At 62.8% G+C, this 21,868-nt stretch carries 13 protein-coding genes; 9 read left to right on the top strand and 4 right to left on the bottom strand.

What is annotated here, in order from left to right:
• Positions 1 to 50 precede the first annotated feature (50 nt).
• From VGM51_12530 to ispG, 4 genes are all read left to right on the top strand, one after another.
• Positions 51 to 1,598 (top strand): HEAT repeat domain-containing protein, encoded by a 1,548-nt coding sequence (locus VGM51_12530; GenBank protein ID HEY3413860.1) that lies wholly within the window; start codon positions 51 to 53, stop codon positions 1,596 to 1,598.
• Between the two features lie 55 nt (positions 1,599 to 1,653).
• Positions 1,654 to 3,105 carry a TldD/PmbA family protein gene (locus tag VGM51_12525; GenBank protein HEY3413859.1) on the top strand — a complete coding sequence of 484 codons (1,452 nt, stop codon included), beginning with the start codon at positions 1,654 to 1,656 and terminating at the stop codon, positions 3,103 to 3,105.
• A 48-nt stretch (positions 3,106 to 3,153) separates the two neighbouring features.
• On the top strand, positions 3,154 to 4,152 hold the full coding sequence (locus VGM51_12520; protein ID HEY3413858.1) for an aminoglycoside phosphotransferase family protein: 999 nt from the start codon (positions 3,154 to 3,156) through the stop codon (positions 4,150 to 4,152).
• A 197-nt stretch (positions 4,153 to 4,349) separates the two neighbouring features.
• Positions 4,350 to 5,474 carry a flavodoxin-dependent (E)-4-hydroxy-3-methylbut-2-enyl-diphosphate synthase gene (gene ispG / locus VGM51_12515; GenBank protein ID HEY3413857.1) on the top strand — a complete coding sequence of 375 codons (1,125 nt, stop codon included), beginning with the start codon at positions 4,350 to 4,352 and terminating at the stop codon, positions 5,472 to 5,474.
• A gap of 46 nt (positions 5,475 to 5,520) precedes the next feature.
• On the opposite strand, the gene VGM51_12510 is transcribed toward ispG, so the two are convergent.
• On the bottom strand, positions 5,521 to 7,701 hold the full coding sequence (locus VGM51_12510) for a hypothetical protein (GenBank protein ID HEY3413856.1): 2,181 nt from the start codon (positions 7,699 to 7,701) through the stop codon (positions 5,521 to 5,523).
• A gap of 457 nt (positions 7,702 to 8,158) precedes the next feature.
• Between VGM51_12510 and VGM51_12505 the strand changes: the two genes are divergently transcribed.
• Complete coding sequence (locus tag VGM51_12505; protein HEY3413855.1) at positions 8,159 to 11,215, top strand: hypothetical protein; 3,057 nt, start codon at positions 8,159 to 8,161, stop codon at positions 11,213 to 11,215.
• A gap of 198 nt (positions 11,216 to 11,413) precedes the next feature.
• Here the strand turns inward: VGM51_12505 and VGM51_12500 are convergent, their stop codons facing one another.
• A complete protein-coding gene (locus VGM51_12500) occupies positions 11,414 to 13,699 on the bottom strand; it encodes a hypothetical protein (GenBank protein HEY3413854.1) in 2,286 nt (761 codons plus the stop codon).
• A 398-nt stretch (positions 13,700 to 14,097) separates the two neighbouring features.
• On the opposite strand from VGM51_12500, the gene VGM51_12495 reads away from it, so the two are divergent.
• From VGM51_12495 to VGM51_12480, 4 genes are all read left to right on the top strand, one after another.
• Positions 14,098 to 16,422 carry a response regulator gene (locus VGM51_12495; protein HEY3413853.1) on the top strand — a complete coding sequence of 775 codons (2,325 nt, stop codon included), beginning with the start codon at positions 14,098 to 14,100 and terminating at the stop codon, positions 16,420 to 16,422.
• A gap of 34 nt (positions 16,423 to 16,456) precedes the next feature.
• Positions 16,457 to 16,834 (top strand): response regulator, encoded by a 378-nt coding sequence (locus tag VGM51_12490; GenBank protein ID HEY3413852.1) that lies wholly within the window; start codon positions 16,457 to 16,459, stop codon positions 16,832 to 16,834.
• The gene (locus VGM51_12485) at positions 16,831 to 17,835 is read left to right on the top strand and encodes a response regulator (GenBank protein HEY3413851.1); all 1,005 of its coding nucleotides are present in this window, start codon (positions 16,831 to 16,833) and stop codon (positions 17,833 to 17,835) included. The genes VGM51_12490 and VGM51_12485 overlap by 4 nt, the downstream gene beginning before the upstream one ends.
• A 168-nt stretch (positions 17,836 to 18,003) precedes the next feature.
• A complete protein-coding gene (locus VGM51_12480; GenBank protein HEY3413850.1) occupies positions 18,004 to 19,713 on the top strand; it encodes a beta-xylosidase in 1,710 nt (569 codons plus the stop codon).
• Between the two features lie 50 nt (positions 19,714 to 19,763).
• Here the strand turns inward: VGM51_12480 and VGM51_12475 are convergent, their stop codons facing one another.
• Positions 19,764 to 21,248, bottom strand: coding sequence for a hypothetical protein (locus tag VGM51_12475; GenBank protein HEY3413849.1), 1,485 nt, complete (start codon positions 21,246 to 21,248; stop codon positions 19,764 to 19,766).
• A gap of 317 nt (positions 21,249 to 21,565) precedes the next feature.
• A partial coding sequence (locus tag VGM51_12470; GenBank protein HEY3413848.1) for a transposase occupies positions 21,566 to 21,868 on the bottom strand: 303 nt, incomplete at its 5' end.

The raw sequence follows: 21,868 nt of genomic DNA, 5'->3' as shown, positions 1-21,868 counted from the left end.
CATAAATCTGGATGTAGGGGCGCCGCCCCGCCTTCGGGAGAGGCCACGCAATGAAACGCAGTTTGTGGGACAGATTATTCCACGGAGAGGACGAGGAGTTCGATGAGGGCGAGGACGAGACCCTCGCCGTCGCGGCGGCGGCTCAGGCCCTTCAACCCACGCCGCCGCCAACGCCTCCGGTAGACCTCGGCCCGACGCCGCCGATCGCCGATCCCGCTCGGTCCGCACCGGAGCAGCCCACTTCGTCGCTCCGCGCCGTGCGCGCGTGGGCCGGCGCCGAGGCCGTGGAACTCCTCGGCGAGCTGAGCCCCGCAGCGCGGGACCGCGCTGCGGAGGCGCTTCAGATATGGCACGATGCCGACACCCAGCTCATAGCGTGCGCCAGACACACAGGCGCCATCACTGACGCTTCCGCGACTCTGACTGCCGGCCCGCTTTCGACGCAGGAGTTCGCTCCGGACCTTGCCGCGCTCGCCCAGGTGACGGAGGCCCAGCGCCTCGCCCTCGACAACCTGCTCGTCATCAACCGCGGGCGGGCCCACGAATGGGTGCTCGCGGCGGTTCAGACGCAGCGCCAGTGGGGCCCCGAGAACGTAATCAGGCTGTTCAACGCGCTTCGCATTGGACCGCTCACGCTGGCGGATCTCCAGAGTCGCCTTCGCAGCATGGACGCCGGCCCGCGGGCCTGGGCCGCCGAGGCTCTGGGCGCACTGGACGACCCGGACGCCGTGGGGGCGCTGCTGAACCTGCTGAAAGATCCGGATCCCGCCGTTCGCGTCGCGGCCGTCGCATCGCTCGGCCGCAAGGCGGACATCACGACGCTGCACGCCCTCGGGCAGGTGGTCAAACGTGACCCCGATTGGCTCGTCCGCTTGAAGGCCATCAGCGCAGCCGAGTCCTTCACTGGGGATGAGGCTATCGGCTTCTGGCACGACCTCCTGCGCGATGTTCCCTGGTGGCGGGAGTTGCAGGTCCTGGACAACGTGACGCACGCGGATCCCACGCGGCCCACGCCGCCGCGTGAGATGCCGGTCGGCACGTATGAAAAGGTCCGCCGCACCGTTCTGGAAACGCTGTTCGGGCGCATCGAAGCGGAATTGCCGAACGCCGACCCCGCCCATCGCGGCTGGATGATGGACGTGCTGGGCGATACCGGTGACGAGCGCGCCGTTCCCCTGCTCTCAAGCGCCTTGCAGGACGTCGAGCAGGAGGTTCGCCTCAAGGCGCTGCACAGCCTCGGGCGCATCGGGACGCCGGCGGTCGTGGACCTTCTGCTCCCGGCGCTCAAAGACCAGCACTCGCAGGTGCGCATCCAGGCGGCCGAGGCGCTCGGAGAATGCAACGATTTTCGCGCCGTTGAACCGCTCCTGGATGCATTTCAGGACAGCAATCAGTTCGTGCGCGCCGCCGTCACCGTGGCCATCGGAAAAATCGTGGACACGCGGGCCCTCAAACCACTCATCGCCGCACTCAACGATCCGGACAAGGACGTGCGCGACCAGACGCAGGCCGCCATTCAACGGATGTCCGATCCGCGCACAATGACCGTTATCAACGGCATGCTCGAAGCCGGAGGCCTCAAGAAACCCCTTCGGTGACATATCGCGCTGCGTCCCCGCGACCTCCGCGTTGAGAAAACAGGTACTACTGAATATGAACGACTCAATCAGGCAATTAGCCCTTCGGGGCGTGGATACGGCAACCCGCCTCGGGGCGTCATACGCTGACGTCCGGTTCTTGCGGATTCGCCGGCAGGTGATCTCTACCGAGGACACGCGCGTCAGCAACCTGGCGGACACCAACGACTTCGGCTTCGGAATCAGGGTACTCGTTAACGGTGCGTGGGGTTTTGCGTCCAGTGGCAGCGTATCGGCTGACTGCGTCGATGCGGTAGCCGCCGACGCGGTTGAAATCGCGCGAGCGGGCGCCTCCGTGATGGGTGATCCGGTTGTACTCGTGCCCGAGCCGGCATGGACTACCGATTTCCGCACTCCCACCCTGGTCGATCCGTTCACCATTGGCGTTACCGAGAAGACCGGCCTGCTCCTGGAGATCAACCGCGCGCTTCTGGCCCGCGAGGGCATCAAAAAGGCGAACGCATGGATTCTGCTGAAAGGCGAGGAACGCGCCCTGGCCACTTCGGAGGGCTCGTGGCTCACCAGTGATGTGACCACCTCATCGTGCGGTTATACCGCGACCGCCGTGGGGGACGGCGACGCTCGCTCGCGCTCGTACATCCCCACACCGCTCACCGCCGGTTGGGAAAACGTGGACCGGGCGGACCTTCTCGCCAATACGGAACGCGTGGCCGAGCAGGCCATTGAACACTTGAAGGCGCCGGAGTGCCCGCAGGGCTTCTTCGACCTCGTTCTGGACCCGGGCCACATCGCGCTCACCATCCACGAGTCGGTCGGCCACCCAACCGAACTCGACCGCGCGTTGGGCATGGAGGAATCGCTCGCCGGGCGTTCGTTCGCCACGCCGGACAAGCTGGGGACGTTCCAGTACGGTTCGCCGCTTATCAACTTCGTCGCGGACAACACCCTTCAGCACGGATTGGCGACCCAGGGCTTCGACGATGACGGCGTCGCCGCACAGCGCTGGCACATCATCAAGGACGGGGTGTTTGTTAATTACGGTACCAGCCGCGAGGTCGCCGGCGCGATCGAGCTGAATCGCTCCACCGGCGCCAGCAGGGCCGACCACTGGTCGCACACGCCGATCGTCCGGATCCCGAACCTCTCGCTGATGCCTGGAAGCCAGGCATGCACGCCGGACGATCTCATAGCCGGCGTGGACGATGGCATCTACATCGAAGGGCGCGGATCATTCAGCATCGACCAGATGCGGTACAATTTCCAGTTCGGCGGCGACGCGTTCTGGCGCATTGTGAACGGCAAGAAGGCCGGCATGATGAAAAACGTGACCTACCAGAGCATCACGCCCGACTTCTGGAACTCCTGCGACGGCCTGAGCGACGAACGATTCTGGCGGATGACCGGCATCCAGAACTGCGGCAAGGGCGACCCCGGCCAGGTGGCCCAGATGACCCACGGCGCCCCGTATGCCCGCTTCCGCCAGATCAAGGTCGGCGCGGCAAGGTAGAGTCTACGTCCAGCACATATGCGACGGTATGAGAAGCGGCGTGATCGGATGGATAAACAGACAAGTTCACCGGGCTCCCCGACCGAGATCGCGCGCGCAGCCCTCGCCGTGATCGGCATGGACCCCGCAAGCATCGCCGAGGTCTCGGTGCTGCCGGGGGGCATCGGAGCTTGCGATGCATACGCGCTGACAATGTCGGATGAATCGCGATTCGTCCTTAAAGCGCAGCTCCCCGGCGGGCCACCGGACCACATCGCCGCCCTTAAGCGTGAAGCGCTCTTCTATCGGCACCTCGCACCGCGTCTTCCGATCTCCCCGCCCAAGGTCCACGGCATCTGCACGGATGAAAGCGTTGGCATTACTCTGCTGATCGGATCGTACAGTCCGTCGCCTCCGGTTGAGCATTGGACGGAGGCGCTCTATTTGCAGGCCGCGGGCGATCTCGCGCGACTGCATGCAACATTCTGGGACGGGGCGGATGACCTCGCTGCATGCGGATTCCTCGGGCATCGTACCCTTGACGTGTCGGACGCGGATACAAACCACGCTCGCGAATGCTGGACCTACCTGTCCACGGTGCCCCGGTTCGAGCCCATCCTGGGGCAGGACCGTCTGCGTTGGCTGGAAGCACAGATTCAGACCGTTCAGAGCCGGATCGGTCCGCTGGCCGCGCTTCCACCAACGCTCATTCACGGCGACTGCCACGTTGGCAACATCCTCATTGGCGAATGCGGCGACCTCGTCTGGACAAACTGGACCTGCGCCTCGGTTGGGCGTGGGCCGGAAGACGTCTCTTTCCTGTACCAACGCGCTGAATTCGCGGGTGGAACGGTACCGTGTAACGCGATGGTGGAAGCCTACCACGCCGGCCTCCGAGGTTCCGGGTTGGACGTCCCGATGGAGGCCGTTCGGTCAGCCGCGGACGCGTCCGAATGGTCCGTTCGTCTGCTGCAATGGCCGCACTACATGGACTATGCATCGCCTCAAACGCTTCGGTCGTTCATGGAACGGCTGGACTTCCTCGCGACGACAGTTCACAAATCATAGCGCCCTCAGCCTCAGCCCTCAGCCCTCAGCCCTCAGCCCTCAGCCCTCAGCCCTCAGCCCTCAGCCCTCAGCCCTCAGCCCTCAGCCCTCAGCCCTCAGCCCTCAGCCCTCAGCCCTCAGAGTGCAACTTCCTTCCCTCTCGCCGCGTTCCCCTATAATGGAGGCGGCGGCAATTCGCCGCACTGGGGAAGGAATGCATGATTCACCGCAAGAAAACCAATAAGGTCCGCGTGGGAAACGTGGAAATCGGCGGAGACGCGCCCATCAGCGTACAGTCGATGACCACCACGCAGACAACCAATATAGACGCCACCGTTCAGCAGATCTGGGAACTGATCCCCGCCGGGTGTGAGATCATCCGCGTGGCCGTACCGGACATGGCGGCAGCCAAATGCCTCGGCGAGATCAGGCGGCAGATCAATATCCCGCTCGTCGCCGACATCCACTTCCAGTACCAACTCGCGCTGGAGGCCATTGAGCAGGGTGTGGACAAGCTACGCCTCAACCCGGGCAACATCCGCGACCCGGAAAAGGTGGCGCTGGTATGCAACGCCGCGAAAGAACGGGGGATACCCATCCGCATTGGAGTAAACGCCGGCAGCGTCAACATCAAGAAATACCCGGACGCCACTCCGGAGGCCCTGGTGGACAGCGCGAAGGAGCACGTTCACGTGCTCGAAGACAACGATTTCCACGACATCATCATCAGCCTCAAGAGCACGGACGTGCCCACCATGATCAAGGCCTACCAGATGGCCAGCGAAGAGTTCGACTACCCGCTCCACCTTGGCGTTACTGAGGCCGGCCTGCCGTGGCAGGGCAATATCCGAAGCGCTGTCGGCATCGGCGCCCTGCTGAGCCAGGGCATCGGCGACACGATCCGCGTCTCGCTCACCGGCGACTCCTGCGAGGAGGCCAAGGCCGGCCACGAGATCCTTCGTGCGCTGAACCTTCGCGCCAGCGGCATCACGCTGATCTCATGCCCCTCCTGCGGGCGCGCCGACGTGGACATCGTTGCCATGGCCAACGAGGTCGATAAACGCCTCCGCGAGCGACCCGACCTGATGAAGATCCCGATGCGCGTGGCCGTCATGGGGTGCGAGGTCAACGGCCCCGGCGAAGCGCGCCACGCCGACGTCGGGTTGGCGGGCGGCGTAGGCGTGGGACTCCTCATTGAGGACGGCGAAATCGTCCGCAAGTACAAGGAAGACGAGATGGTGGACGCCTTGATGGCGCGCATCGAGGAGAAGGCCCGCCAGTTCGAGGCCGGCATCGGCGGGGGGACCGAAGAAACGGGGCTGCTGAAGATCGCGACAGGGTAGTACTCAGGCTGCTGACGCCTGCAACCGGATACCCGTCGCGCTCACCTTACGAAGCCAGCCCGGTCGCCGATCGCGCCACCGCCAGTGCATCCGCGATGTCGATCACCGTGGCGGAATCGCCGGTGGATTGCAGGTTCAGTCTTGGGAACGAGTCGCCGGCGCGCGTGAGTCCGGCGGCGGCCAGCAGTGCGTCTACGACGTCCGAGTGAGTGTACCCGGACCCACCGAATCCCGCGGGCACCACATCGCTGTAGGTGATGGTCCCGTCTGTTCCGCTGGCAAACAGGGGTGCGATGGTGCCGGGGTTCAGGGTCAGGGCGCCCTTCTGGCGGGTCGGCGTGGTGCCAATCGAGGCGCCGAGGTCCGGCTCCACAAGGCCGTTTGCGGAGTGAGGCCGGGCGTACCAGTAAAGGTCACCCGTCTGCCGTACCGAATCGGGCAGGGAGAACAACGGCTTTCCGGAAATAGCCGCCATATCTTGCGGCGAAATCGCTTTTGTCCACCATGCCGGTTCCAGCATTTCGTAATCGATCGACGTGTTGTAGCTCCAGTCCGCGTATCCTCCCAGCACGAACTGGGCGTCCCATTTCTTCCACGTCATGTCCGTTCCGGCCGGAATGGCGGTATTGGCTTTCAGAACCGTCCCTTTGTAGAGCTGGACAAAGCCGTCTGACGTCTGAGTCGGCCCACGATAGACCATCCAGACCTCGTCGAAACTCGTGCTGCTCACCGTTTCGCCGGAGTTCGCTTCGAATGTCTGCTGCCCGTCGCTCACCCGCGCGGACAGATCGCTGTACTGGTCGAGTCCGATGGCGAACCTCGCATAGCCGAAAGCGCCCGCGGCATCCGCCCTCTGGCAGATGAACCAGCAGGGGCCGTGCATCGTCGGCGCGCATCGCAGGAGCACGCGGATCGTTGCGTCCGATTCGTATGGCATACGGAGAAACAGCGGCTGTAAGCCGGCGGCATCGAGAGACGTCACGGCCTCCGCGCCCCGGGTGAAATGCAGCGAATGCGTCGGTCCGGCAATCGGCTCACTGGACCCGGACGTTCTGACCGGCACCTGGCGCGTCGCCACGTTGCCGGAAGCGTCTGCCCACTCTCCGGTCACGTAATACGTGGTCCCCGGCTTCAGGCCCGTCACACTGGCGTCAGCCACTGCGCCCGCGCCAAGCGCCTGTTCCGCAACGCTGGAATATGGCCACAGCACGCCGGAGCTCACAACCAGCGTGCGGGAGGCCGTCTTCGCACTGCCGGGCTGAACCATGGCTGTCAGGGTGCTGTCGGTCGCGCTCACGTCGATGGGTGTCGGCCCGGGATCGGGCGGAATGAGATCGTCCGGAAGCTCCCATCCCGCAACGCGCGGCGTATCGACGGTATAGGACACGTCCCCGGAGAACGTGGCATCGCGCGCGGTATTCCCGGTGCATTCGCCCAGCTCGCAGGTCAGATGATCGGAATAGGTATTGCTCGGCCGAACGTACCAATAGATGTCCGACAGGTGTCGCACGCTGTCGTCCGTTATGCTGGCGATCTGCCGATTGTTGATGGCTGCGATGTCCGCGTCGGTCAACGCTGACTTCCACCAGCATACGTCCAGCACCTGGTAGTCCGCCATCGTATTCGGGTTCGAATCCCCGATTCTGAGGGTCAGGGGCTTCCCCTTCCAGTTCACGTCCGTTCCAGCGGGTATGATGAACTCGTAAAGTGTGGTACCGTTGTCGAGGTACGCGACAACGCCGCCCCGATAGAGTCGGAAAAAGCCATCAGCCACGGCCGTCGGCGCCTTGAACACCATCCACCAGTCTTCGTAGGTGGTTCCCGACGGGCAACCGTGCGGAACAGCCCCGTCCCCGCCGTACCGGTGAGTTCCCGAAGACCAGCCGTTATCGGAGAAGTACGCCGTGATCCACGGCGAAGTATTCACTCCCAGGGAGAACCGCCTGCTGCCGTCCGCGTCCTGCAACGTCAGGATATCGTGCGCCACAAGGTCCCACGGATTGCGCTTAACCAGAATGCGCAGCGTCATATCGCCGTTCACTGGAAAACTGGCCGCCGGAGCGGTGGAAATGGCTCCGCCCGCCCGGATACGAAGCCCGCGGATATTGCACCGGGCAGGCGGGGTAACACAGAGCGTGGTGAGACAGATAACCGAAATTGGCCGCGCGCAACGCCGCAGCAACGCTTTGAGCGACGCACGAACATGGGATGAGCCGGTAGTCTTCATTGACTTCGATCTTAGCGGGCAAACAGAGCGGACAGCAACAGAACATATCCATCGCGCACGTCGCCCATGACAATTTAGGTAAAATCACCGGGCGGCCGCCGACTTTACCAAATGACTTAGCAAGGTTCGTGCCAGCGGGCATGGCGATTGCTCTTTCCCCACCGGTGGCCCGCGCACGTGCGGAACTCGCGCTGACCAAGGCGAGTCTCACACACGAGAGGGACGCTCGGCCCGTGCTGGGTGAAATGCCGGTACGCCGACCCGGCAACACCACGGCATTGCGGATCTCACAGTTAGGTGCAAGACGTTTCCGACCGTAAACGGCAATCCCGGATGTGGAAGGACTATGTGAGCGCTCCGGGACCCGAACGACATCTTCAATGCAGCGAAGGCCGGAGTGCAGACTTTCACGCCCCGTAGCCGCGGCGTGATTCAGCGAGAGGTAGGACTCCGGAACATGTTTCGCATAAATGCAGGCGCGTTGCGCGCCATATGGCTGTCCATCGCGGTTATCGCCGCACCGGCACTGGCCGACACGTCGAAGGTACTGGTGACGCCGCTGGCGCGATCCGCGGCATTCTGGTTCCGCCTGGACGAAGTCGCCCCGAATCTCTACTCCGGTACGGCCCCCGCACCATGGATGGAGGTCGGACGATGGGCGATCCTGGAGTGGCGGGTCCCCGGCACAACCGCGTGGAAACGCGCCCAGGACTTCGTCCGCGTCCAGTCAGACCGCTTCCGCGTTCCGGCGGAGGTCGTTGACCCACGAATGGCCACGATGCTCTTCGGCCTTGAAGAAGGCAAGACATACGAGTACCGTGTCCGGTTCGAGGGCGCCGGGTATCCATCTACCGTCTTCACAGGGACGTTCACAACGCTGACGACCACGGTTCCGCATGGCACCACTGCGACGGTGACGATAACGAAGGACACTCCGAACATTTCTGCCGCTATCAAAGCAGCCCTTGGCTCGGACACGACGCCACAGACCAACAAGGTCATCGAGATCGCCGGTACCGCCATGGGGGTTCGCACCGTCATCCGAAAACCGATCGCCTCGTACTATGAAACGGGTAGCTTACCCTTCACTTACAAGGGCACATCGGACGGTTGGCTGACCCTTCAGACCAAGGCCGGTCACGATGTGGTTTTCGACGGGTCGGACGCTGATTATGATGTCGTCAACGCGGGCAAATGGGTCCGGTATACGAGCTCAACCGTCCCCGCATCCCAGAACATCTACCGCACTGTGGTTCAATACTACGATCCCGCCAATCCTAATGTGAATTTCGCCGCCGGAACAGCCCTGCGCCCGAAGCCGATGATGGTCTTCTTTGAGAAGTCGCCCGGCACGGACGGGTTTCGCCTCTCGGACGTGTCGCCCGGCCGCACATCGGCGGACGAGCAGTTCAATCCAATCCCGACCAATGGCATCGCCACCCTCAACGAACGAGCCACAGGCACGCCAAATGAGGGGGCGTTCAGCGCCCAAGATGGCTTCCTGTATGTGCATCTTCAGAACGGTATTGACCCCAACACCGTGTATATGAAGATTCCCGTGCTGAAATCTCCGCTGGACCTCTCCTCCACCCAGTACGTGCGTGTAGAAGGACTGAAGATTCAGTACTTCCGGGGCCCCGGCGATGGCTGGGCGCTGTTCGGCGGGCTGCATATGGACAACGCAACCAACGTCATCATCGAGGGCTGCGAGTTCAAGGGCCTCGGCACCTGCCTGGGAAACCGGACAGCTTTTAGCTCTGTCAAGCAAAACATCGTCATCAAGGGCAATCGCTTCCTGGAACGCGGCCTCTGCCCCGAGAGGAACACAACTACCGGCGAATGGCGCGGGACGCTCTGGAACCACATGAAGACGTCGCAGGAGGAAGGCTATGCCATCATGCTGCGGGGCTTCGGGATTTCCGTTCTAGACAACACTTTCATTGGCATGAACAACGGCGTTACTTCGGGCACTACTCCCCAGACCAATGCCGGTCAGGCTCCGGTGTATGACGCAACCCAGTCCGCGCACTCAGAGGCGTGGGAAATAGACAACAACGCGTTCCAGCAGATCACCGACGATTGTCTCGAAATGGAAACCTGGGCTGTGTGCGTGGCCGCCACGCGAAACAGAATGTCCATTTGTTATGACGGCTGGTCCGTCGCACCGCTTACCGGCGGACCGCAGTACTTTCTGCGTAATACCTGGGTTGGCCGTGGGGAGTACCAGTTCTCCGGGTACAAGCAGCACATGACCAAGTTCGGCAATGACGATCCCGGCGACACCGGCTACAAGCTCTGCGCCAACAACACCGACTTCAGCGTGAACGACAATCCAACAGGAACGGTTCTCACCGGCATCAGCGCCAGCGGCGCCAGCTATAACACGTACATCTACAACAACTACATCGCCTGTGACGCCTACCCCGTGGAATGGGGCGACGGCACCCTGGGATACCCGCACATCTTCAACGGCAACCGGTACTATGCCAAACGGATGGCCGACGTCTTCCCAGGGTACGGCACCTCCAACTGCGTGGCTCTGGGCCGAGTCTCCCCGAAACAGGGCGAAATTGGATACATGCGTGTCAGCCACACCTGGAATGACTGGCAGATGGGGAAGGATGTTCGGTCCGGATACAATTGGCCGGCGTATCAGGCCAATCCAACCGACTTGGCCGCATACCTCCATTCCACCCACAGCGTACTCCTGCCGTGGACACACGATCCGGACAGCAAGTTCAGCGAAGGCACCCACACCCTCACCGATCCACTCAATGGCAACTTCAAGCCGGTGAACGGCAGCGACGCCGTCGGTTTGGGAGTGCCGCTGGCCAACATCACCGTGGATTGCGGCCCCGGATGGACAGCCTATGAAGAGGCGGGACGCCCGACAGCGGGCGCCGTCCCGGGAACGGGTGGAGCATCGGTGCCCAATATGCCTCCCGTCATCACACTTCCGCAGAACCTGACAGGAAGCCCCGGAACCGCCATCCCCGTTTCCATCAGCTACAGCGATCCGGATGACACCGTTACCAGCATTTCAGCGGCCGTTTCAGACTCGGCCGGTAGTGTGCTCCCCTCCACGTGGGAGAACAACGGTGCGGGCTCCGCCAAGATCACGTTCACACCCCCTTCCGTTGGCACCTGGCGCGTCGCGGCCATCGCCCAGGACGACAAGGGCGCCACAACCGTGGCGCAGATCGACATCCCGGTGAACCCGGCCCAACTGCCCGGCGGCAGCCTCACCATTTCCATGACGCCCTCCAGGCAGAATGCCAAACCCGGAGAGCCCATCGTGTACACGGTCGTCGTCATTAACCCCACCTCCCGCCCCATGACGGGCGTGGTTCTCAAGCAGGCCATCCCCGCGCAAGTCACCCTCAACGCAGCAAGCGCTATGCTGGACGGCAAGCCTGCCACCATCACGGTCGGTTCGGGCTACTTTACCCTGCCACTTGGCGATATGGCGCCGAACGCGCAGCACAGCATCACCATCACTACGGTGCTCAAATAACCTCCTGATGGAGAGCGGCTCCATCGTAAGGCGCCTGCACGGCGTCGAGCCCAATCCGGGCTTGACGCCGTGTTGTTTGCGGCCCGTGCAGAACGCTTTACTCGCGGCAGGGCCTCCAGATGCAGCGCACGCCCATGTGCACCTCACCCGGAGGCCCTGCTCACAACTGAACCCGGAGGCCGGGTTCAAGCCAGCAAATCAGCACGCCGGAAGGACAACCCCTCCCAGACTGGTTACGAGACTGCTGTACCACGCGTACTCCATAGCGGCCTTCGTGGTGTTGATGTCACCGGAAGCAACCCCTTTGCAGAGCGCGGAGTGGAACACCATCAGAGCGTCGAGTTCCAGGGTTTTCGCCAGGGCCGGAGTGATTTTGCTGCCCGACTGAGCCTGCAGTAGCGCGATGAACCCCTTAATGCTGCCCAGCGCCGCATTGTAGTTCGGCGCGGCCAGATCGTGTGTGACCGCCGCCCACTTCTGGCTCAGAGCGTTGCCGATGCCGTTTGAACCTGGGCCCGAAATGCCCCCGCTGTTGAGGGCGTCCTGGATGAGTTGGTCCATCGTCTCGTATTTGGCCGTCGTGGCGAATGGCGCAAGCAGCGTCGCCGGCGGCACGGGAGACAGGTTCTGGAAGAAGTACTCGATGCCGCCGGCCCCGTTTACCAGCAGGTCGGCGGTCAAACCCAGCGGAGTCCCATGGTCGTACCAGTCGGAGTACGGAGCAACGTCACTCGCGGTCCCGATATGGGTTCCGTTATTGAACAGATTGGTCAGGTTGGCGCCAAGTCCGGTCGTATTGATGGTCAGCAGGTGCTGCGTCTTGTACGTGCCGATCACGGTTGTCGGCGCATTGGCGGCGAACCCGCTGGGCGGCGCGCTGCCCGTAAGGACGTACCGGGTTCCCGGCGCAAGGTCCGGGACAGGAGTCTGGTAGGAGTAGTTGACCGCGGAGCCGTCGTTGAACCATTCGGAGTATGGGCCTGCGTGAGGCGTAGCGCCGACGGTGATCTGCCAGGGCACGGCGGCCGGGATGCCCGCCTGCTGGAAGTCGATCAGGCGCTGCAGCGCGTAGTTCGCCACAGCGTTCATTGGCGCGCTCAGGTTGAACGAATAGTCAGGGGTGATCGACGAAATGCCGCCTGACCACGAACTGAAGTCAAACCTGGATCCCGATCCGGCGCTGACATCCTTGTCCGCGTGGATCGTGAATGGACCGGCATCGTAGAATCCCGAAGGCGTAAGCGTGGAATTGCCCACCGCTGCGGCCGCCGGATTGGTGGAAACCGTAAGGTTGTACTGCGCCGTGTAGGTCGCCGTCTTTGAAAACGGCCCTGTGACGGTCACCGTGGCCGGTGGCTCACTCGTCACGTAACGCACCCCGGTGGCTCCGTTTACCGGAGTCGGGAATGTGTACGAGTGCTGTGTGTTGGTCGCCACCTGAATGCTGAACGGTCCGCCGATTCCGACCTCGGGGGCGCGGTTGTCGAAACTCACGGGCACGGCGATCCCGCCTGGGACGCCGGTCTGCGCGAGGCCGAACGTCGTCACGATCCCCGGCCCTGCCGCCGCCGTCCCGTCCGTATTGGACCAATAGGCGGAAACGATGGAATCGTTGAGCCACACATCCGGCTTGAATGGCGAAAACTCGCACTTGTCGGCGGCTTCGGCCTTGGTAAACAGATCACCGATGGGCAAGGAGTCGTCATACCATCCGGGGCCTCCCCCGGTGATGCTGGCAATGAACTGGAAGATATCACCTATCACGGGGATGCTCGTGATAAACGTGTCCAGGGGGTCGGTTGCCGCCTCAACGATCTCGTGGCTCAGCAGGGCCGTCAGACCGTCGAAATCGTTATAGAAGCCGTTCGGGCCCGGCGCCTTGGTCGCGCAGTCCACGGGGATGACCACATAGGGCGCGGTCTGTCCTTTGGGCAATGGGTCCAGGTCGCAGGCGAACGGAGGAATCACGATGGGGGCGAAGAGATGATACGCCCCGAAGCTGTCGCAGGTATGGTTGAAAATGTTGTCGATCTGGGTGCCCTTTGGAATCAGCACGACGTAGACGTCGTCGTCATCGCACGGGTACGGCACGCCGGTGCCGGGAATCTCGACTTCGGCGGTCAGCCAGAGGTGGATAAATAACGAGTTCGTTGTCGAACCCGGGTCTGTCACGAGGGTGAGGATGCTGGGGCCGTTGGAAGTCTGAAGGCTGCCGCTATGAACGTTGTACTGACCGGCAGTGTCCCAAAAATTGCCGGACATAAAAGACTGGACCCAGGCGTCTATGTTGGCGCGTTTGAACAGCGGATCGGTGTGTATTCCATCCCAGTTATCATGCCAGTAGAGCATGTGCACGCGCGGGTGATGCAGTACGCGCCCGCCGTGATACGATAGGTTTCCCGCGAACCCGGATGAAGCACCCAACGTTAATGCGGCGAGGAGGAGCGCCGGTCCGCGGACCAGCCGGCAAATCGAACTAACCATTCTGCTCTCCTTATCCAAATAGGCCACCCCGACGAGGGGCAGCCCTGATGAATCCTTCTGGCAGGCGACCCGCGATCCTGATGGCACGCGAGCGATGATGAGGGGCGCCATCGCGTTGGCAGACGCCGCCAGATATGGACAGGACTATGTCTACCCGCGCCTTCGCGAGCCTAATCATTCCGTATCCATCACCTGAAGCCCTCGCCTCATATCAGTTAAGACCCAAGGCATGTCTGTCCGCTTGACCGTTCTGGTTGGACGGTGTAAGATTGGCTTGCTTCCGGTCGGGTCGCATCGCCAGATGCTCCGGCATCCGCGGGGCCGAGTCCTCCGGAAGGCGCCGGCGTTGCGCGAGATATGCAATCCTGTTGTCCGCCCTGTTCTGAAGGTGGTGAGCGGTGATTGGCTTCCGGGGCACGTCGATTCAGAGGAAACTCGTACTGATCGCCATGTTGACCAGCACGCCCGCCTTGCTGATCGCCTCGATACTCTTCGTCGTCGTCACCTACTTCAGCGTCCGCCAATATGCCACCCGCGACATCAACGCGCTCGGAGCCATTCTGGCCGAGCTGTGCCGGGATCCCTTCATCCGCAATGACCGCGAAGCGGTCTCGTCTTACTTGTACGCGATCCGCCGACGTGAGTCCGTCGAGTTCATCGGGGTTTACGATACCCAGGGCAACCTCTTCGCTTCGTTCTACGCCAAACGCGAGAAGCGGATTCCCCCGCCTGCCCTGCCCGTGGAAGGGGGCTCCTGGAAAGCGGGGCACTTCCACATGCGCCTCGCAATCACTCGCAGCAACGTTGACCCCACCCCAATCGGTTATATAGAGATCGTGCGCAACGAGAAGGACGTGTCGGTCACGCTCGCAAGGTATGGCGGGGCTATCGCGGCCGTCATCGTCATCTCGTTTTTCGCGGTGATGCCTATGGCGGCGAGGCTTCAGCGGATGATCTCGCGGCGTATACTGTCGCTGGCCAGGACGGCGAAGCAGGTCTCCGCCACACAGGATTTCACCATCCGGGCGCGCGGCCACGGCAGCGATGAGATCAGCGACCTGTTCGTGTGCTTCAATGAAATGCTGGACCATATCCAGGCGCGTGAAGCAGAGCTGAAGCGCCTGAACGAGGAGCTGAGCGAGTCGCGGCAGACCGTCTTGTCCGCGAGCCAGGCCAAGAGCGAATTCCTCGCCAACATGAGCCACGAACTGCGGACACCGCTGAACGCAATTATCGGCTACAGCGAGATGCTGCAGGAGGAGGCCGCCGATGCCGGTGACAACGGCATCTTGCCGGACCTGAAAAAGATCACGGCCGCAGGCAGACACCTCATGACGCTCATCAACGACGTCCTCGACCTATCAAAGATCGAAGCGCGAAAAATCACGCTTTGCCCGGAGACGTTCGATGTGGCGCCGCTTATCGAAGAGATCGTCACCACGGTCGATCCGCTGGTCCAGAACAACGGAAACAGCCTCGATGTGGTCGCACCCGCCGACCTGGGACAGATGCACGCGGATGTGACGAGGCTTCGACAGTCGCTTCTCAACCTTCTCAGCAATGCCGCCAAGTTCACAAAGGAAGGCAAGATCACGCTCGAGGCAAGCCGGCAGATGGCGTCCACCGGCGATCTTCTGGTGTTCGCGGTCGCCGATACCGGCATCGGCATCCGGCCCGATCAGATCGAGCGTCTTTTTCAGCCGTTTGCGCAGGCCGACGCTTCCACTACACGCAAATACGGTGGCACCGGCCTCGGGCTGGCCATCACACGAAGTTTCTGCGAGATGATGGGCGGCGACATCTCGGTTGAGAGCCGCCCCGGGGAAGGGTCAACATTCACCATCCGCCTCCCGGCGAGCATCCCCCACGATGTGCCCCCCGACAGCACGCCGCCCGTTGCGGAGCCCACCGCGGAACGCGGAAACGAAAGCGCCGCGGATTCGATTTCCGGGCCACCACGTCCTGTCGCTCTGGTGATTGACGACGACCCCGCCATCCGCGACCTGCTCGTGCGGTTCCTCGACCGCGAAGGGTACCGCGGCGAAGCCGCGCCGGATGGCGTAAGAGGGCTCGAAGCAGCCCGCCGGCTTCATCCCTCGGTGATCACGCTCGACGTCCTCATGCCCAATATGGACGGCTGGGCCGTCCTTACCGCACTCAAGGCCGACCCCGATCTCGCGCACATCCCGGTCATCATGCTGACCATGCTGGACAACACCGATCTCGGATATGCCCTCGGCGCGTCGGACTTCCTCACCAAACCGCTCGACCGCGACCGCCTGTCAGCGGCGCTGCGGCGGCTCGGCCTGCACCGGACGGAGCAGCCAGTGCTGGTCGTCGACGACGATCCGCTCGCCCGAAGACAAATGGAGCAGTGGCTCGTGAGCGACGGATACCGGGTGGAGGAAGCGGACAACGGAAATACCGCTCTCCATTGGCTCGCCGGAAATCGCCCGTCGGTGATCCTGCTCGATCTGATCATGCCGGTCATGGACGGGTTCGAACTGGCTTCGCACCTGCATGCCAGCCCGGAGTGGCGGAGTATTCCTGTCATCGTTGTGACAGCCAGGGATATCACGCCCGACGAGAGGAAGCGCCTCAGCGAATCGGTGGAGCGCATTCTGCGAAAGGACGCCTACGGCCGCGAGCAGCTGCTGGCTGAGGTACGGCGCCTGATCACCTGCGCAGGCGCCATCGCAGCAGAGAGCGCAACAGCCGCCTAGAGCGTTGCCGCTTGTGAAGCGGGAGGGGATACAAATGCCCAAAATCCTGTTAGTGGAAGATAACGAAGACAATCGTGAGATGCTGTCCCGTCGACTGGCCAGGCGCGGCTATGAGGTCGCCGAGGCGGAGGATGGTGAACAGGCGATTGCCATGGCGAGGACGGCATCGCCGGACGTCGTTCTGATGGATATCAGCCTGCCCGACGTCGACGGCCTGGAGGCCACTCGCCGAATCAAGGCGGACACCGAGACGCGGCGCCTCCCCATCATCGCGCTCACCGCACACGCGATGACCGGCGATCGCGAGCGGGCGCTTGAGGCAGGATGCGATGACTACGACATCAAGCCGATCGAGCTGCCCCGCCTGCTTCAGAAGATAGAGTGCCTGCTGAGTACAGGAGCCAAACAATGAAAACGATCAATGCGGAATCCGGCGGATCCGCCACAACGGAAGCGGCTGGGAATTCGTCCTTGCACCGCGCTAATCCGCTTGCCTCGCCGTCACCGAGCCTCACCTTCACCCAGCTCCGCCACGAGATGAGGACGCCCCTGAACCAGATCATCGGGTTCACGGACCTCCTCATCGAAGACGCCGAAGCCGCCGCCAACGCCGATCTCGCCCGCGATCTCAGGAAGGTCAACGCGGCGGGCAAGCGCCTGCAGAAACTTGTCGGCGAGACCCTCGACCTCGCGACCCCCGGAAGCCCAACAGCGCAGGAGATTTCGCTCCGATCCGCGCTTCCCAGAACGACCGAACACGACCGAACGGGAGAGGCGGAAACGATTGGACAGTCCGCCTGTGTGCTGGTAGTGGACGACGAAGCCAGCAACCGCGAGATTCTGGGACGGCGCCTGGAGCGGCAAGGCCATTTGGTCGTCGCTGCGGAAAGCGGCGAGGAAGCCCTGCGGGAACTTGCCGAAACCCCCTTTGACCTCGTGCTTCTCGACATCATCATGCCGGACATGAACGGCTTTGACGTTCTGTCCAGGATGAAGGCCGAGGAATCGCTCCGGCATATCCCCGTCATCATGGTGTCCGCCCTGGATGACCTCGAGAGCGTGGTCCGTTGCATCCAGCTTGGCGCAGACGACTATCTTCCAAAGCCGTTCAATACCGTCCTGCTGGAGGCCCGCGTCGGCGCGTCCCTGGAAAAGAAGCGCCTTCGCGATTCGGAACTGCGCCTGTATAAGGAGCTCCAGAGAAACCACTCCCTCCTTAAGGAACTTCAGCAGGTTCGAGACGACCTCACGAAGCTGATCGTGGAAGACATCCAGCAACCGCTGACGGCATTCATGGCGGGCATCCGGTCCGTGCCGGACATGGGTCCGCTCAACGACGATCAGAAGGAATGCATTGAGCTGGCGGCGACAAGCGGCGAACAGCTTGTCGCCATGGTGAGCAACCTCGTGTAAGCGGGTGCGGCCCCGGCGATCCAATACAGGGCCCGGCGCGGCGCTAATGAGAGCCGTGCCCGCATCATTGTCGCCCGGCCCAAGACCCGGGCTTTGCCTCTTGGCGCCCTGCCGACACACCATATCCAACGAATCCCGGACGCGTGTTTCCGAAGGAACGAAAGTGCCATGAAGCATCGAACGAACGCACTGCCACGACTGCTGACAGCGGCCGTGACGCTGATGTCGGCGTCGGCATGGGGGAAGGAGCCGGATGTGAAGGAGGGGAACCTCGCGGTGACGATGAAGGTCGATGCCTCTAAGTCGCTCGGCCCGCTGGAGCCCGCGTGGGCCTATTTCGGGTATGACGAGCCGAACTACACGACGATGGAACACGGCCGCGCGCTGCTGAAGGAGCTGTCCGCTCTCAGTCCGGTGCCGGTTTACATCCGGACCCACAACCTTCTGACGTCGGGAGACGGAACCGCTTCTCTCAAGTGGGGCTCCACCAACGCCTATACTGAGGATCTCGCGGGTCGGCCGGTATACGACTGGACGATTTTGGACCGCATTTTCGACACCTTCCGGGAAACCGGCGTTGTTCCCCTTGTCGAGATCGGCTTCATGCCAGAGGCTCTCTCGGTCAAGCCCGAACCCTATCGGCACCATTTCCCGGACGGCGAGATATGGGCCGGCTGGGGCTACCCGCCGAAGGACTACGGCAAATGGGCGGACCTTGTCTACCACTGGGTGCGCCATTGCGTGGACCGATACGGGGAGAAGGCCGTCGCTACGTGGCTCTGGGAGGTTTGGAACGAGCCGGACATCGCGTACTGGCAGGGCACCCCGGAGGAATACTTCAAGCTCTACGATTACTCGGCGGACGCAGTGAAGCGGGCGCTCCCCGCAGCGCGCATCGGGGGGCCGCACTCAACTGGGCCGCGTTACCCCCACGCGGCCGATTTCCTCCGGCGCTTCCTCGATCACTGCGCCCACGGTACCAACTACGCCACCGGAAAGACCGGCTCCCCGCTGGATTACGTCGGATTCCACCCGAAAGGCGACACGGCGATGGTGGACGGCCACGTGCGAATGGGCATCGCTCACCAACTGGAGTCGATCGCCCGTGGTTTCGAGATTGTGACCTCCTTCCCGGAGTACCGGAAGACGCCGATCATCTTGGGCGAGTCCGATCCGGAGGGCGGGGCGGCCTACTCGGCCAAGCGGTTCCCCCAGAACGGCTACCGCAACGGCAGCCAGTACCCGGCGTACACCGCGGCCGTGCTGGCCGGCACGTACGACCTCGCGCGGCGCACCCACGCGAACCTCATGGGAAGCGTGACCTGGGCCTTCGAGTTCGAAGGGCAGCCGTACTTCGAAGGATACCGTACACTGGCGACGAACGGCATCGACAAGCCGATCCTCAACCTCTTCCGGATGCTCGGCCTGATGCGCGGTCAGCGACTCCAACTGGACAGCACCGGCGCCATTGGCGCGGAATCCCTGCTGAAAACCGGAGCGAGAGAGAGACCGGACATATCCGGCCTGGCATCGGGAACCGATCGCGATATCTCCGTCCTGCTCTGGCACTACCACGACGATGACGTGGCAGGGCCTGCCGCGAGTGTTCGCCTGGCGGTCAACGAGATAACGTCGTCCCCGAAGCGGGTTCTGGTCCGGAAGTACGCCATCGATGAACAGCACAGCAACGCCTTCACCGTCTGGAAGGACATGGGATCGCCCCAGACGCCCACTCCAGCACAGGTGGAGACCCTCCGCGCCGCCGGCCAACTGACGGCGGAAGGCTCGCCGGAATGGCTCTCCGTTCAGGACGGACAGGTGGACGTGGACGTGACGCTGCCCCGCCAGAGCGTCACCCTTCTGCAACTAAGCTGGTGATCGCCTCGGCGCTGCCCAGTGTCTCGCCGCTGAGCGTCGGGTTCAGGATGCTACGGGTTCGCGTCAAGTCCCGCTGCCTTGCGCATGATGCGCACGGCGTCGCGAAGATCGACGCCGCTCGTTGCCGGGTCCACCACGTTCAGGCGAGCGCTGTCCGACGCCGACAGCACGGTGAGGCCCGCGATCGCCTTCGCGGCGCTGGCCACATCTGATGGAACATACGGGGGATTCGACGCAGCCTTCCGAAGGAAGATCTGGCGCCCGCTGGATCCGCCCGGGATGAGATTCGTCGCCTCGGACGCGAACGCGAAGCACTGTCCCTCCCCACTCATGGCGGCCCGCCAAACGTCGCCGTTGGACTGCGCACCATCGTATGCCACGCTCACCCGGGTGGTCGTCTGCGCCACCATATCCCGGACGAAGTAATCGTTGGCGCCATCGGTGTCCCCAGCGACAAGGTTAGCCGACTGCGATGTGAACGCCACGTATCGCCCATCGTCGCAAATGGAGGGGCTGGTACCCCCACGCGCGCCGATGGTACCGTCCGTGGCTACGCTGGCCCGTGTGACGGTACCGTTCTGAAGATCGCGAACGTAGACCTGGAAGAATCCGGCGGTCGCTCCCGGCAGGATATTCGAGGCGGCGGAAACAAACGCTACGTATCGGCCGTTGGGGGTAAGGACCGGCATACTGCTTGTGGAGTTAGCGGGGGTGCCGATGGTGTCAACGCTCACGCAGATGGTGTGGTTGGTGGAGAGGTAGCGGACGAACACGTCGTCACAGGTATTCGCATCGTTGGCCACGAGATTGTTGGCCCGCGATACGAACGCCACCACATCGCCATTGTTATTCACGCTTGGATATGAGCAGTCCGCCTTCGGCTGCGCGCCGGACTCGGCGATGCTTGCCCTCACGGTCGTGCCGCCCGTCGTGTCGCGAAGAAACACGTTCTCGATGTTATCCTCGGTGCCGGGCGCCAGGTTGAACGACGTGGACGAGAAGGCCACGTAGCGTCCGTTGGCGCTGATGGCCGGAAAATCGCTGTTCCGGTTACCCTGAACCCCGCTGCTGTTCACGCTGACCCACGAAGTCGTCCCGGCATTCACGTCTCGCATGAAGACATCGGTCCAGTTTGCCGCGTCCGGCACGACGTTTGTGGCCATTGTGCTAAATTCCACCCGCGAGCCGTCCGCGCTGATCTCCGGCTGGTACCAGTTGTAGGGGTTGTAGTTCGCCATGGCGCCCGAACTGGACACGCTCACGCGGACTGTCGTGCCGGTGAGCACGTCGCGGCGGTAGAACTGCGCGTATCCATTGCCCGCTCCGGGCGGAAGCTCGTCGGACCCGGACATGAAGGCCACACATCGGCCGTCCGAGCTGACGGCCGGGTAGTCACCACCGTAAGGCGGAGCCGAGCCGTCCGTCTTTGCGGTGACCAGCACGGTGGTCATCTCCCCGTACGCCGGCACGGACGCGAGGAGGGCCAGGGTGAGGAGCGTGAACACGCTGAAAACGCGGACCGGACGAGTACGCATCAGAGTGTCCTTTCCGGCACAGTGGCGACCCGCGCCGAGACGGCGGGCAGCTTTCAACGGTCGACGGCGGACCATTCCATCGAGACTTCGACGTCTCCTGCCCGCTATAGCGAGGATGATAGCCGACCGACCCTCGAACCAACTACTTCCCACGTGCCGGGTTTGGTCCCGTTTCCCGGCGGGCCTGCTCCAAGCGTCACCGTCGCCGTGTGGGTCATCCTCAGGCACGCTCTCTGAAACGGGCGCCGGAATGCTGGGTCGGAGTGGGCGCAGGTCGCGAGGATTCGAACCGGGCCGTATTGCATCATCTAAGAATCTTACTTTGGGGTCTTGGTTGCCTCATTTAGGAATCTTACTTTACGTGATCGCAATTCGGCCTGTAGTTTCTTGATGTTCCTGGTGATCTCGGCCGGGTTGAGGGTGTCGTAGACAGCGGTGAGCCGATCCTTATCCTCTTGGGAGACATCCGGCGAAGCCAACACTCGCTGATAGGGAGTCCGGGGTGTATCATAGGTCTTCCTGACCCTGGCGCCCTCTCGGGTCTTCTCGAGAAGCTTCATGGAGGGTAAGAAGAAGTTGACCAGGAGGCGCACCTGTTCGTAGAGGGCGTCCATGCGCTG

Source organism: Armatimonadota bacterium (assembly GCA_036504095.1).
GTDB lineage: Bacteria > Armatimonadota > DTGP01 > JAKQQT01 > JAKQQT01 > DASXUL01.
This window is presented reverse-complemented; position numbering and strand designations above follow the sequence as displayed.